Below are 13985 nucleotides of genomic sequence, written 5' to 3' on the forward strand. Positions count from 1 at the left end.
TGGAGCTCGCCCGCCATGACTGAATCTCGTATCGCGGGTCCGTCCGACCCGCATTCCGCGGCACCGTTCGACCACCACTCCGCCGAGTGCAACGCCGACCCGGTCGGCTACTACCGGGCGTACCGCGACAGATGTCCGGTCGGCCGGACCGACGCGCACGGTGGCTTCGTCTACACCACCCGGTACGCCGACGTGGTCCGCGTCGCCCGCGACGACGACACCTTCTCCTCGGCCCGCGCCGCCGCCGGTGGCGACGGCACCGCCATCGTCATCCCCCGCGGGCCGGGTCTGGAGCAGTACCCGATCGAGCTGGACCCGCCGGCCGCCGGCGACTACCGCGACCTGATCAACCCGCTGCTCACCCAGGACGCGGTCGCGAAACTCGCCCCGATGATCGCCCGGCACACCACCCGGATCATCGACGACTTCGTCACCGAAGGCTCGGTCGACTTCGTCCGTGACCTGACCAACCCGCTGCCGGCCGCCGTCACCCTGGACTGGCTCGGCTTTCCCGAAGCGGAATGGCCCAAGCTGGCCAAGCCGATCCACGACATCTTCGCCGCCCTGCCCGGCAGCGAACGCGCCATCCGGGGCGGCCAGGGCCTGGCGTACATGGACGAACGGATCCGGGAACTCATCCACGCCCGGCGCGCCGAACCGGCCGACGACGCGGTCAGCTACCTGGTCGCCCAGCGCCGACCCGACGGCGAACTGTTCGGCGTCGACGAACTGGTCTCCGTCATCGGCCTGCTGATCGCCGGCGGGGTCGACACCACCACCTCGCTGACCGGCTCCACCCTGGTGCACCTGAGTCGCCACCCGGAACAGCGGCAACGGCTGATCGACTCACCCGACCTGCTCGACGGCGCCACCGAGGAGTTCCTGCGGGTCTTCGCGCCGTCCCAGTCGATGGCCCGTACCGCCCGCGCCGACGCCGAGGTCGGCGGCTGCCCGGTCAGCGCCGGCGAACGGATCCTGATCCCCTGGGTCGCCGCCAACCACGACCCGGCGGTCTTCCCCGAGCCGGAGCAGGTCCGGCTGGACCGCGACGCCACCCGGCACCTCAGTTTCGGCATCGGCAGCCACCGGTGCGCCGGCGCCCACCTGGCCCGGCTGATGTTCCGCGAAATGATCACCCAGGTGCTGACCCGGCTGCCGGACTACCGGGTCGTCGAAGACGGCCTCGTCGGCTACCCCACCAAGGGGAACCAGACCGGTTGGGACGCCATCCCGGCCGTGTTCACCTCCGGCCGCCGCGCCGCCGACGCGGCGGCCGGAGGTGCCCCGGCGCTCACCCGCCCCGGCGGCGACCGGGAACTGGTCGTCGGGGCGGTCACCCGGGCCGCCGACGAGGTGCTGGAGGTACGGCTGACCGCCGCCGACGGCGCACCGCTGCCGGCCTGGGCACCCGGCGCCCACCTGGAGGTGCGGCTGCCGTCCGGCCGGGTCCGGCAGTACTCGCTCTGCGGCGATCCCGCCGACACCAGCGGCTACCGGCTCGGCGTGCTGCGGGAGGCCGCCGGGCGCGGCGGCTCTGTCGAGCTGCACACCGTCGCCGCCGCCGGCGCGACCCTGACGGTACGCGGCCCGCGTAACCACTTCCCGCTGGTCGACGCCGACGAGTACCTCTTCCTGGCCGGCGGGATCGGGATCACCCCGATCCTCGCCATGGTCCGCGAAGCCGTCCGGCGCGGTACGCCGTACCGGGTCGTCTACGGCGGCCGCAGCCGGGCCTCGATGGCCTTCGCCGACGAACTGGGCGCCCTCGCCGGCGACCGGGCCGCGCTGCTACCGCAGGACGAGGCCGGGCTGCCCGACCTGGCCGGGCTGATCGGTGGCGTCGGCGACGGCACCGCCGTCTACTGCTGCGGACCCGGCGCGATGATCAACGCGGTGGAGCGGGTGTGTGCCGACGCCGGACGCACCGGGCAGCTGCACGTGGAGCGCTTCGCCGCTGGCGACGACCTGGAGGTGGCGTTCGACCCGGCGGCCAACACCGAGTTCGACGTCCAGTTGGCCCGCACCGGGGTCACCCTGCGGGTGCCGAAGGACAAGCGGATGATCGAGGTGCTGCGCGAGGCCGTACCCGGCCTGACCTACGACTGCGAGAAGGGCTACTGCGGGGCCTGCGAGACCCGGGTGCTGGCCGGCACGCCGGAGCACCGCGACTCGCTGCTCACCGCCGACGAACGGGCCGCCGGGCGCAGCATGATGATCTGCGTCGGCCGGTGCAGCTCCGACCGCCTGGTGCTCGACCTCTGACCGCAGTGGTACGACGAAGGGCGGGACCGGTCGACCGGTCCCGCCCTTCTGCCATGTCACCGGCGCCGGTCAGCTGAATGCGGGCGGCCCGCTGCGCTACGACTTTGGAGCGCGGCGGGCCGTCCACGTACCGGGAGTGGTCAGTTACCCCACTCAATGTTCACCTCGGCCGCCTCGGCGATCTGGAACCGGCCGCCCGGGACCACGTCCGCCGCGCCCCGGTCGCTGACGACGTTCTTGCCGAAGCCGTCCACCAGCGGGCGGCCGACGTCGCGCTTGAGCCACAGCCGCAGCAGGTGACGGCGACGCTCCGGCTCGGGGTAGTCGACGTAGCCGGTCCGCGAGTGCAGGGCGGCGTAGTTCAGCAGCCACTGCACGTCGCCGGGCTGGAAGTTCATGTCCAGCGCCAGGCCCGGCTCCTGGGAGATCTCGTCGTAGAGGTGCAGCAGCTCGATCTGCGCCTCGGTGAGTCGGGGCACCTCGGGGTAGTCCTGCGCCGAGAAGATCATCGAACTGCCGGCGTAGGTGCTGAAGATGCCGTCGACGTAGCTGCAGATCGGCGACAGGTAGGTCTTCGCCGGGGCGTCGTGGTCCTGCTTGTACCAGTCCCAGTGCCACGGCTCGAACAGCAGCGGCGCCAGGTCCGGCCGGCGGCGCAGGATCTCGTTGTAGATGGTGGTACCGCTGACCAGGCTGCTCGCCCCGCCCTCCTTCGCCGCGCGCAGGCACATCAGCGCGACGACGTCGGAGCTGTCGGAGTGGAACGGCAGCCGGTCACGCACCCGCGACGGCAGCGCCGACGGGTCGTCGAGGGTCTTGTTGGAGGTGGCGATGACGTGGTCGAGCACGTCACCCATCTGGTTCTGCCCCATCGGTACGCCGAGGTGCAGCCCCATCAGGAAGAAGATCGCTCCGGCGAGGGTGTCGCCGTACTCCTCGGTGCGCAGCCCGCGGACCAAGATGAAGCCGCGGCCGGAGTCCATCTGCTGGGCACATTCGGCGTTGAGGCCGGCGCAGACCGGCAGCGGGTAGTCGGCAGCGGTGACCGTACGCAGGTCGGGGTCGTCGGCGACGAACTTGCGCCCGACGGTCTCCAACTCGGTCCGCTCGGCGTCGCTGAGGTGGTAGATCCATTCGGTGGACTTGCTCAGCTCGTCGCCGCGCCAGGCGGACGGGCCGGAGATCGGGGCCAGGTCGATTGCGGTCGTCATGATGATGCGCTCCGAGGGTCGTCGGTTCTGATGGATGAGTCGGCCGGTGTCCCGGATGCGACGCGCGGTGGCGTGCGCGGACCGGTTCGGTCAGGACAGGTGTGGCGAGCCCGCCGTGTCGCCCGGCGTGTCAGGTGCCGGGGTGCGACAGACGGGCGTACTCGACAATCAGAACGGGGTCTGCGGATCCCCGGCGGCGGTCCCGGGGCGCATGCCCTCACGCGGCGGGTGGACCCGCAGCGGCTCCTCGTAACCGCGCACCAGCAATCCAGCACCTTGCGGAACTCGGATCATGGCGTTCTCCTGCGGCTGGGTGGTCGTGTCCGCCAGCCTAGGCCAGCACAAGTCGACCGTCAACAGAGACGCCGTCTCGCAATACGATCATTCCCGGGGCTCTCGGTAGGGGTACCGACTAACGGAGCGCCCGGTCGAGCAGGTTGGCAAGCGTGTCGGCGGCCCCGGCCGCGTCGAAGCCGGGGTCGGCGAGGCGCTGCGCCACGATCGCGTCGATCGCCCCGTTGACGATGACGGCCGTACCACGGGAATCGACGTCGGCGCGGTAGTCGCCGGCCGCCGTCGCCGCGTCGATCAACCCCGCGACCGCCGCCCGGCGACCCTCGTCGTCCGGGCTGTCGGTGATCCCGGCGTCGGCGGTGATCGCCTCGATGATCATGCGAGCGTGATCGGGACGGGCGTCGAGGTGGCCGACCAGCGCCCGGATGTACGCGTACAGCGCGGCGGCACCCGACTGGTCGGCGACGGCCGCGCCGACCGCAGTGGTGAGCGCGTCGATCACCGTCTGGTAGGCGGCCCGGAGCACGGCGTCCTTGGTCGGGAAGTGGTAGAGCACGGCCGCCTTGGAGACCTCGGCGGCCTCGGCGATCCGGGCCAGCGAGGCCCCTCGGTACCCGTGCTCGGCAACGAGGTCGATGGTCACCTGGACGAACTGCGCCCGCCGCGCCCGCTCGGTGATCGTCAGCGGCTTGCCTGCCAGGTCCGGGCCGGTCGATGACATGAGTCCGAGCCTACCTGTCGGGCAGAAATTCCACCGCGTGGTTAGACTTCTGACCGTACGGTAGATCGACGACAGCCGGAGCGCACGCCCGCAGAGGAGCCCAGATGCGCCGCCTACTCCCCCGCCTGCGCCGCCGACGCTGGCTTGTCGTCGGCATCGCCGCCCTGATCACCACCATCGCGCTACTGACCGGCTGCTTCGCTGTCCGCACCCCCACGCCGGTCGGCCACTTCACCTCGGCCGCCGCCGCAGACCGCTTTCTCGCCGCGTACGACCGGGCCATGGCGGACCTGCCGAGCGCCGACCGGACCTTGGACGTACGGACCAGCTACGGCGTGGTACGGCTCTACCACTTCGCCGGCGCCGAGCCGGACGCCGATCCGCTGCTGCTGTTGCCGGGTCGAGCCGCGGCCTCGCCGGTCTGGGCCGACAACCTGCCCGCACTGCTGCGACTGCGCAGCGTCTACACCATCGACCTGCTCGGCGAGCCGGGGATGAGCATCCAGCAGCGGCCGATCGAGACCCCCACCGACCACGCCCAGTGGCTGCACGAGGTGCTGATCGAGTTGCCGGAGCCGGCCATCCACCTGGTCGGGCTCTCGATCGGCGGTTGGACCGCGATGAACCTGGCGGTGCACCGACCGGAGAAGGTCGCCAGTGTCACCCTGCTCGACCCGGTCCTGGTCTTCGCCGACCTGTCCTGGCAGGCGATCCTCCGGTCGATCCCGGCCAGTGTCCGCTGGTTTCCCAGGTCCTGGCGGGACGACTTCGCCAGCTGGACCGCCAACGGCGCCCCGGTCGAGGACGTACCGGTGGCCCGGATGATCGAGGCCGGCATGCAGACGTACGCGCTGAAGCTCTCCGCACCGCACCGGGTCACGCCTGAGGATCTGTCCGGGGTAGGGACACCGACGCTGGCGCTGCTCGCCGGCGAGTCCCGGATGCACGACACGGCCGAAGCGGCCGAGGTCGCCGAGCGGGCAGTACCCGAGGCGACGGTGATCGTCTACCCGGACGCCTCGCACGCAATCAACGGCGAGTACCCGGACCGGATCGCCGCCGACATTGCAACCTTCCTCGCAGCGTCCGGCCCTTAGCCGCCCAGGCTCGGCCCTGGAGCCACCCGCACGAAGGATTCGCGCTCACCACCAGCAAAAACGTTGATCAGATAAGTAGTGAATTCGGAAGCATTCTCACGATAGCCGCCAAGCAGCGGACGACTCTGGAAAGACACCGAAACGACCGGCTTGGATAGCCCAGTCGGAGGAGTCAGCGCTGGTCACGACATGATCATTTCTGCTGCCGTACCGCACATCAGCTCAGATCGTTTCATCTGGCGTGTCAGGTAGGTTACGACGGGTAGCGCAGATGGGTGGATGCATCTAAGATGAGCCATGCCCAACCAGACGATGATCAACTCTGGGAGGTCACAATGACTGCCGCCAACCTTCCCGGGCCAACTGTCACCGAACTCAATGCCTCCGAGTGGAAGCAAGCAGTCCAGGAGGCGTTGGATAAACTGCATATCACATACCAGCAACTCGTCGAGATGGCGAGGGCACGGCAGTTCGATTCACTGGAAGCACAGAAGCTGTGGATCTCCATTGGCGAATTCGACAAATAAGGCGCTCATCGAGCAGTCCCGACAGTTTGCCGAGAACCTGCGGATACTTCTCAACAACACAGAGGCTTATTCAGCAGGGCCCAGTAACCCACAGTGGACCCCCGATGAATGAGACGGCCCGCCCTCCCATAGGATGGAGTTTCCACACAACAACCAAAGAAAGCGGACCGCCGAGCATGTATCATACCACCGGCTTCACGACCGATCAGATCCGCGACCTCTGCGTGCTGGTCCGCGCCGAATGCCGGAACCTGGGCATGGAACCGTGGCCCCCGGTCCTCGGCCTCTACCGTGCCCTCGTGGTCGCGTTGACCTACATGCGTCGTAACCGTGTCCAAGCGGAGATCGCCGAGGCGCACGGCGTCTCCCAGTCGACGATCTCACGGGCGGTCACCGCCATCACCCCGGTCCTCGACCGCGTGCTGGCGGGGTTCGTGCCGACCGCCGACGAGCTCGACCCGACCGCCCAGTACATCGTCGACGGCACTCTGTTCCCCTGCTGGTCATGGCGCACGGACCGCTGTCTGTACTCCGGCAAGCACAAGACCACGGGCATGAGCGTCCAGGTCGCCTGTACCCTCGACGGCGCGCTCGCCTGGGTCTCCGATCCCGTCACCGGCAACCACCACGACTCGTACGCGATCAACGACACCGGTGTTCTCGTCAGCCTGAATCCCGGAGACTGGATCGGCGACAAGGGCTACGTCGGCAACGGCATGATCACTCCGTACAAGAAGCCCAAGGGCGGCGAGCTCACAGAGTGGCAGAAGGAATACAACAGGCAGGTCAACAAGATCCGCTGGGTCGTCGAACAGGTCATCGCAAACCTGAAGACCTGGAGAATCCTGCACACCGACTACCGCAGACCGCTCGCGACCTTCACGGAAACGATCTCCTGTGTCATCGGGCTGCACTTCTACAGGATTGCCTGTGAATAGACCTCACAGTCTGCGACTCAGCGACGATCGCAGCCAGGATCGCACCCGATCAACACCATGCGATCGTCGGCACCCAACTAACCGGCATCACCGCCCAACCGGTCAGGATGAGGTCGGCCGCAGCGTCCCCCATCTGGCTCGACGTTATGTGCCGACTCAATCTCGACGAGGACGAGGGCACGTTTCTGACCGTCCAGGCCTCGGTATGCAGCCTGCTGGTAGGCGACGAGAAAATCGAGTTGTTACACTACGACTACGAACGAAACAAGGCCCGTTACACGGAAGCACATATCCAGGTCAACGCACGCCACGAGGCATTCGAACGCTACCTTGCCGAGACCCGAAAAAAGGGGATAAACGGGCTGAACAAAATCCACCTCCCAGTTGGTGGACGCCGGTTCCGCCCCGCCCTGGAAGACCTTCTTGAGTGTCTTATCGTCGAAGATCTCGTGGCACCGAAGAATGACTGGGAGACTACCCTCAACCAGAGCCGGGACCGGTACCGTCGCAAACAAGCAGCCGCCGTGGTCCGGCGCGATCCCACATGCGCTGTTGAGGAACTCGAACGACTTGGCTACCAGGTCAGCCCACCGGGCGACGCCAACCGTCGGACGCTGCTGGACCGGCTGGTGCGGCCACGACAGCGCGGCGATGTTCCCGATGGAGAGCGTCAGAAGCCCCGAAATTCCCGCCGCAGACGCTGAATGCGTTCCGGTAGCGTCCAGGAAGGTACGCCACACAATCGCCTGGCGGTGGTGTTCATCAGTCGTGACGCAATGTGGCGACCCACCGCAGTCACCACCGCGATGCCACCCATCTCCGGGCCGGCGAGTTCCTCGATCTCCGGCGGCACCAGCGCGGCCTTACCGACGGTAAGTGTGTAGACAATCGGGCACACTCGGGAAGTGCTGGTTGAGACGTTGTCGGTTCGCGAAACCCGTGAGCAACTACCCGGCGAGACGGCTGCCGAGCGTACCCGGTCGTTTATGCAGGCAGCAGCCTCGGTAAGGGCTGAAGGGTTGACGGCGAGCGCCCACGTCGAGACTGTCATGGAGCGGTGGACTGGCGGCGAGATCAGCACTGAGCAGATGCGTAATCTCGTCCGGCGGCTCTATGGCGCGGCGTGACCGTCGATTCATACCTCGGCGTACCGGACCTCGCCGGCGACCACGGTGGCCAGGACCGTGCCGGCGAGCAGCGCGTCAGGGTCCGGGGTGAGTGGGTCGACGTCGAGCAGGGTCAGGTCCGCCGGCTCGCCGACCCGCAGCACCCCGGCGCCCCAGCCGGCCCGCCGGTTGCCGGCCACCTCGGCAGCGCCGGTGGTGAACAGCGCCAGCGCCTCAGGCGCGGTGATCGCCTGGTCCGGCCCGAGCGGCTCGTCGCGGCCCCGGACCCGACGGGTACGGGCCTGCCAGATGCCGTGCAGCACCGACATCGGCGGCCCCGGCCCGTCCGAGCCGCCACCGACCGTCACCCCGGCGTCCAACCAGGACCGAAGCGGGTTCGCGGCGGCCGCGGCCGGCTCGCCGAGTCGGTCGATCAGGTTGAGCCCGAACGCCCACTGCAGCGCCGGATGCGCCGACACCGGCACGCCGAGCCGCCGGGCGGTGGCCATCGCCGCCGGCCCAGGGCCGAGGTAGGCGTGGATCAGGTGGAAGCCCAGTCCGGCGATCGGCTTGCCGGCCGCGACCTCGGCGAAGACCGACAGGGTGAGGTCGATCGCGGCGTCGCCGACGGCATGCACGCCGACGCCCCGCCCGTGCGCCGCCGCTGCCGCGCAGTGCGCCCGCACCGTGTCGGTACGCAGGCTCTGGTTGCCGTGGTAGCCGTCGGTGCCCGGCCAGGGTGACGACAGCAGCGCGGTGCCGAGCGAGCCGCCGCCGTCGAGGAACAGCTTCGTCGGCCCGGCGCGCAGCAGACCCGGCGCGGCCCGGTCAAGATCACAACCATCGAGGGTACGGCGAAGCTGCGCGTCGTCGACGTCGTCGCCGCCCAACGGCATCGCCACGGTACGCAGCCGCAGCGCACCGGCCCGGCCGGCCGCCGCGTACGCGGCCAGTTCGGCGGCCGGCACCGCCGGGTCGACGGCGGTGGTGATCCCGTGGGCGAGCAGTTCCGCCTGCCCGGCGGTGATCCAGTCGATCCTCGTCTGCTGGTCCGGCTCCGGGACCACCGCACGGACCAGGGCGACCGCCGGATGTTCGACGAGCAGCCCGGTCGGGGTGCCGTCGGGGTACCGGTCGATCCGCCCACCGGGCGGGTCCGGGGTGCCGGCGGAGATCCCGGCCAGCCGCAGCGCGGTCAGATTGGCGATGCCGTCGTGGCCCTTACGGTCCAGCAGCACCGGCCGGCCAGGAGCGGCGGCCTCCAGCTCGGCGGCGCTGGGTAGCCGGCGTTCGGCCAGGTCACCGGGGTCGAAGCCGGCGTCGGCCTCGATCCACCGGCGGGTGGGATGCCGGCGGGCGTGCCCGCTGATCCGGTCGCAGATGTCGCGGACGCTGACCGCATCGTCCAGCCCGACCCGGGCGGCGGCCCGGCCGGCCCAGATCAGATGGACATGGCTGTCGACGAAGCCGGGTAGCACCACCGCGCCGGGCGGGGCGAGCTCCGGCGTACCGGTGGGGACGGCGGCGCGGGCGGCGCGCAGGTCGCCGACGGCGGCTATCCGCCCGGCGCGCACGGCGACCGCTTCGGCCCGCGGGCCGGCCGGGTCCATCGTCCGCACGTCGCCGACAACGAGCAGATCACCGCCGGTCACCGGGTCACCTGCCGGAAGGCGAGGGCCTCGTGCACGGTACGGGCGGCCCGCGCCCCGGCGTGCACCGCGTCGTGCAGCCGTCCCGGGCGCAGCGCGTCGCCGCAGCGCAGCACCGGCCGGCCGGCGGCCACCTCGGCGCCGGCCTCGTACAGGTCCTGGTGGGGTTCGCGACCGACCGCAGCGACGATCAGCCTGGCCCGCAACACCGTCCCGTCCACCTGCACCTCCTGGTCGTTGGTAACCCTGGCCCGGTGGCCGAGCACGGTCCGCACCCCGACCGACGCGAGCAGGTCGACCCAGGTCGGTGGGTCGTCGGGGGGTTCATCGTCGAGCACCCGGGTGGTGTCGCCGAGCAGCGTGACATCCGCACCGCGCCGGGCCAGCGCGGCGGCCGTGCTGGTGCCGGTCCGGCCGGCGCCGATCACCAGCACCGGACCGTCGGCGGGCAGCGGCACCAGCCCGCGCAGCACGTCGAGCGCAGGCACCGCGCCGGGCAGCGACCGCGCCACGCCGCCGGTGGCGACCAGCAGCCCGGCCCACTCTGCGCCGAGGTCCGTCGGGTGCAGCGCAGTGTCGACCACCTCGACGGGGCTGGCCGCGAGCCGGTCGGTCAACCAGCGCAGGTACGGGGCGAAGCTGTCGTGCACCCCGCTGTCCACCGCGTCCCGCAGGGCACCGCCGGGCCGGCCGCCGGTGTAGAGCCGGACCCGGTGTCCATGCTCGGCGAGCCGGTGTGCGGCTTCCAGACCGGCCGGACCGGCCCCGGCGACGAGCACCGGGGCGTCCGACGGCACCAGGTGAGGCGACCGGTTGGCCGGTCGCACCGGGCCGGACGACGCTGAGGCCGGCGGCAGGCTCAGCGATGGGTTGACGGTGCAGGCGACCGGCCGGCCGATCAGGGCGGCGCGGGCGTGGCAGCCGTCGTTGCCGCGTACGCAGGGTCGGATCCGCCTGGCGGCGCCGGCGAGCGCCTTCTCCGCCCAGTCCGGGTCGGCGAGGAAGGCCCGGCCGAGCGCGACCAGGTCGGCGGTGCCGTCGCGCAGCAGCCCGGCCGCCTGTGCCGGTTCGGTGATCCCGCCGCAGGCGATGGTAGGCAGACCGGCGGCCCGCAGGGTCCGGGCCGATCGCCAGACGGCCCCGGGTGGCACGGCGGCCGGCGGCACCTGGCGTACCCGCGTGGCGTGGTTGCCGGACGACACGTGTACCGCGTCGACCTGGCCGGTGGCGGCCAGGGCCGCGACCAGCTCGGTGGTCTCGGCCAGCTCCTGCCCACCAGTTTCGTGGTCGCGGTCGGACAGCCGTACGGTGAGCGCCACCTCGGCCGGCAGCGCGGCCCGGCAGCGGGCGACGACCTCCAGCAGGACACGACGTCGCCGGGCCGGATCGCCGCCGTAGTCGTCGTCGCGCCGGTTGGTGTGTGGGGAGAGGAACCCGGCGAGCAGGTAGCCGTTGGACGCCTGGATCTCTACCACCTGGAAGCCGGCCTGGGCCGCGCGGCCTGCCGCCCGGCCGAAGCCGTCGACGACCGCGGCGATCTCGTCGACGGTGATGGCGCGGGGCCGCAGCCCGAGTCGGCGTTCGATGGCGGGCCAGGGCACCGCCGACGCGGCGAGCGCCTCCCCCGGCAGGGTGCGTTGTCGTCCGGCGTGGGCGATCTGCAGCCCGGCGACGCGACCGTCGGCCCGGATCCGCTCGGCGACCGGGGCCAACGCGGCGGCGTGGTCGTCGCTGGCGATGCTGAGATGGCCGGGGAAGCCGAGGGCGGCGCCGTCATCGATCGCGGTGAACTCGACGATGGTCAACGCGCTCCCCCGGCCGACCCGCGCATAGTGGTCCCGGTGCCACGGCCGGGCGTACCCGCCCGTGTCGGCCGCACCGGTCGAGGTGGGTGCCTTGACGATCCGGGACCGCAGCGTGACCGGCCCGAGCCGGTACGGGTCGGCGAGCAGCGTGGCCGCTTCGGCGGAGTCCATCAACGGCCCCGCAGCACCCGGGCGGCGCCGTCGGCGCGGGGGTCGCTGGCCGCGTCGAGGCCGGCCGGGGTGAGCCGGGACAGTTGGACGTGCCCGGCGTCGTCGTGACGCCGCGGCAGCTGCACCACCCGCAGGCCGAGGTCGGTGGCGGCGGCCCGCAGCGCGTCGGTGGCCGGGGTGTCGGGTTCGAGCAGCAGGCTGGGCCGGTCCTGGCCGACGTCGCGGGCGCCGATCACCCAGCGGGGGCGGGCCAGCAGGTTGGCCGGGTCGGCGGTGGTCAGCGCGTCGGCGGCGACCTGGGCCAGGATCCACGGCTGGGCCCGGCCGCCCTGGCAGCCGAGCGCGACGACCCGGTCCGGGCCGGTGGCTATCGCCGGGCAGAGGGTGTGCGGTGGGCGGGCACCGGGGCGCAGCCGGCCGGGGTGGGTCGGGTCGAGGCTGAACACCGATCCCCGGTTGTGCAGCACCAGGCCGGTGCCGGGTTCGCAGATGCCGGCACCGAAGGTCTGGAAGACGCTCTGGATCAGGGTGACGGCGGTGCCGTCGTTGCCGACGGCGGTGACCGCGACGGTGTCGCCGGCCGGTTTCGGGCCGGCCGGCGGCGCCGGCCCGGTCGGTGGGTCGGTGCGAAGCAGCAGCCCGTCGAGGTCGACCGGGCCGACCCGGGGGTCACCGAGGAGGGTGTCGCGGCGCTGTTCGGCGGTCCGGGCGGTGGCCAACGCGGCGTTGGCGTTGGCGTTGGCGTTGGCGGCGAGCATGGCCAGCAGGGTGGCGCCCTGGCTGGGTGGCGGCGCGACGGACCAGGTCACCTGGGAGCCGGCGGCGGCGTACCGCAGTGGATCGGTCAGCTCGGCGGCGTGCCCGGCGAGGTCGGCGGTGGTCAGCGGGCTGCCCAGCGCGGCCAGTCCGGCGGCCAGCGCCTCGGCGAGTTCGCCCTGGTAGTAGTCGCGCCAGTCGGCGCCGATGGTGCCGAGGGTGCGGGCCAGCGCCGGCTGGCGCAGCACCGCTCCGGGCGGCAGCGGCGTACCGTCGCCGTCGAGCAGCAACGCGGCCAGGCCGGGATCGGCGCGTACCACGTCGAGCCGGCGCAGGATCGCCGCAGCCAGGCCGGGGCTGACCGGTACGCCGCCGGCGGCCAACTCGACGGCGGGTGCCAGCACCCGGGCCAGCGGCAGCCGGCCGCCGAGTCCGGCGAGCGCGGCCCAGCCGGCGACGACACCGGGCACGGTGACGGTCAGCGGTCCGCCGGGCGGCATCCGGTCGGCGGCTGCGCGCAGCGCAGCGACGTCCACGCCGCCGGCGGCGGCGCCGACCGACAACACCGCGCGTACCTCGTCGTCGGGGGTGCGGACCAGAGCGATCAGATCACCGCCGGCCGAGCACTGGTGCGGGTAGGCGACGGTGAGCGCGGCGGCGGCGGCGAGGGCGGCGTCAACGACGCCACCGCCGGCCGCTACCACGTCGGCGGCGGCGTCCAACGCGGCCGGATGTGGTGCGGCGAGCGCGATCTCGATCGACATGCGGATCAGTCTCGCCGGGTCAGTCGCGCTGGACCAGGATGGTACGGGCGAACGCCCCGTCTGCGCCGACCAGTTTCGTCGGCAGGCAGACCAGTTCGTACTCTCCCGGCGGCACGGCGTCCAGGTCGGCGTTCTCCAGGATGATCACGCCGGAGCCGAGCAGGGCGTGGTGGGCGTCCCAGGTGTCGGTGCGCCGGTGGCTCTCGATGGTCAGGTAGTCGATGCCGATCAGCGCGACCCGCTGGTCGATCAGCCAGCGGGCGGCCTCCGGGGAGAGTCCGACCCAGGATTCGGCGCGTTCGGTCTCACGCAGCGGGCCGGCCGAGTTGCTGGTCTTCAGCAGCACCCGGGTGGCACCGGCGACGCCGGCAGCGACCAGGTCAGCGACGGTCACGTCCCCGTCGACGGCGGTCAGGTCGGCGACCACGGCCGGGCCGACCAAGGTCTCCAGGGCGACCTCGTCGATCGGGGTGGCACCGTCGACAAAGTGCGCCGGTGCGTCGACATGGGTGCCAGTGTGTGCGCCGAGCCGCCACCGGGTGACGTTGGAGGCGTCGCCGTTGGCCAGCGACTCGACGATCTCCACCTCAGGTTTGCGGCCCCAGTGCAGCATCTTCGGATGGATCGGCAGGGTGATGTCGTAGATCTTCACGCGGGTCCTCCGGGCGGGGCGTGGCGGGACGG

The 13985-nt window shown here is 71.4% G+C and carries 13 protein-coding genes; 6 read left to right on the plus strand and 7 right to left on the minus strand.

The features are described 5' to 3' along the window. The first annotated feature begins 15 nt into the window (after window positions 1-15). Window positions 16-2262 (plus strand): cytochrome P450/oxidoreductase, encoded by a 2247-nt coding sequence (locus tag O7610_RS13630; RefSeq protein WP_281551107.1) that lies wholly within the window; start codon window positions 16-18, stop codon window positions 2260-2262. Window positions 2263-2402: 140 nt separating this feature from the next. Here the strand turns inward: O7610_RS13630 and O7610_RS13635 are convergent, their stop codons facing one another. The 3 genes from O7610_RS13635 to O7610_RS13645 all read right to left on the minus strand — a co-directional run bounded on the left by O7610_RS13635 (window position 2403) and on the right by O7610_RS13645 (window position 4488). Next, a complete protein-coding gene (locus O7610_RS13635; protein WP_281551108.1) occupies window positions 2403-3473 on the minus strand; it encodes a TauD/TfdA family dioxygenase in 1071 nt (356 codons plus the stop codon). Window positions 3474-3641: 168 nt separating this feature from the next. Continuing rightward, complete coding sequence (locus O7610_RS13640; RefSeq protein WP_255500449.1) at window positions 3642-3767, minus strand: hypothetical protein; 126 nt, start codon at window positions 3765-3767, stop codon at window positions 3642-3644. A gap of 118 nt (window positions 3768-3885) precedes the next feature. Continuing rightward, the gene (locus O7610_RS13645; RefSeq protein ID WP_281551109.1) at window positions 3886-4488 is read right to left on the minus strand and encodes a TetR/AcrR family transcriptional regulator; all 603 of its coding nucleotides are present in this window, start codon (window positions 4486-4488) and stop codon (window positions 3886-3888) included. Between the two features lie 104 nt (window positions 4489-4592). On the opposite strand from O7610_RS13645, the gene O7610_RS13650 reads away from it, so the two are divergent. The 5 genes from O7610_RS13650 to O7610_RS13670 all read left to right on the plus strand — a co-directional run bounded on the left by O7610_RS13650 (window position 4593) and on the right by O7610_RS13670 (window position 8177). After that, the gene (locus O7610_RS13650) at window positions 4593-5585 is read left to right on the plus strand and encodes an alpha/beta fold hydrolase (RefSeq protein ID WP_289213436.1); all 993 of its coding nucleotides are present in this window, start codon (window positions 4593-4595) and stop codon (window positions 5583-5585) included. Between the two features lie 335 nt (window positions 5586-5920). Beyond that, window positions 5921-6112, plus strand: a complete 192-nt coding sequence (locus tag O7610_RS13655) for a hypothetical protein (RefSeq protein ID WP_289213437.1) — start codon at window positions 5921-5923, stop codon at window positions 6110-6112. A 104-nt stretch (window positions 6113-6216) separates the two neighbouring features. After that, window positions 6217-7050: a transposase family protein gene (locus O7610_RS13660; protein ID WP_281551645.1), complete on the plus strand. Its 834-nt coding sequence runs from the start codon at window positions 6217-6219 to the stop codon at window positions 7048-7050. 146 nt (window positions 7051-7196) lie between these two features. Beyond that, window positions 7197-7754 carry a hypothetical protein gene (locus O7610_RS13665; RefSeq protein WP_289213438.1) on the plus strand — a complete coding sequence of 186 codons (558 nt, stop codon included), beginning with the start codon at window positions 7197-7199 and terminating at the stop codon, window positions 7752-7754. A gap of 201 nt (window positions 7755-7955) precedes the next feature. After that, window positions 7956-8177 (plus strand): antitoxin VbhA family protein, encoded by a 222-nt coding sequence (locus O7610_RS13670; RefSeq protein WP_289213439.1) that lies wholly within the window; start codon window positions 7956-7958, stop codon window positions 8175-8177. Window positions 8178-8185: 8 nt separating this feature from the next. Here O7610_RS13670 and O7610_RS13675 read toward each other — a convergent pair whose 3' ends face one another. Genes O7610_RS13675 through O7610_RS13690 form a run of 4 tightly spaced genes read right to left on the minus strand, consistent with a single transcriptional unit; the run spans window position 8186 to window position 13953 of the window. Next, complete coding sequence (locus tag O7610_RS13675; protein ID WP_289213440.1) at window positions 8186-9808, minus strand: amidohydrolase; 1623 nt, start codon at window positions 9806-9808, stop codon at window positions 8186-8188. After that, complete coding sequence (locus tag O7610_RS13680) at window positions 9805-11781, minus strand: oxidoreductase (RefSeq protein ID WP_289213441.1); 1977 nt, start codon at window positions 11779-11781, stop codon at window positions 9805-9807. Before O7610_RS13680 ends, O7610_RS13675 begins: the two co-directional genes overlap by 4 nt. Beyond that, the gene (locus tag O7610_RS13685; protein WP_289213442.1) at window positions 11781-13301 is read right to left on the minus strand and encodes a gamma-glutamyltransferase; all 1521 of its coding nucleotides are present in this window, start codon (window positions 13299-13301) and stop codon (window positions 11781-11783) included. Before O7610_RS13685 ends, O7610_RS13680 begins: the two co-directional genes overlap by 1 nt. Window positions 13302-13320: 19 nt before the next feature. Then, a complete protein-coding gene (locus O7610_RS13690; RefSeq protein WP_281551117.1) occupies window positions 13321-13953 on the minus strand; it encodes a cyclase family protein in 633 nt (210 codons plus the stop codon). Window positions 13954-13985 lie beyond the last annotated feature (32 nt).

The organism is Solwaraspora sp. WMMA2065 (assembly GCF_030345075.1).
Lineage (GTDB): Bacteria > Actinomycetota > Actinomycetes > Mycobacteriales > Micromonosporaceae > Micromonospora_E.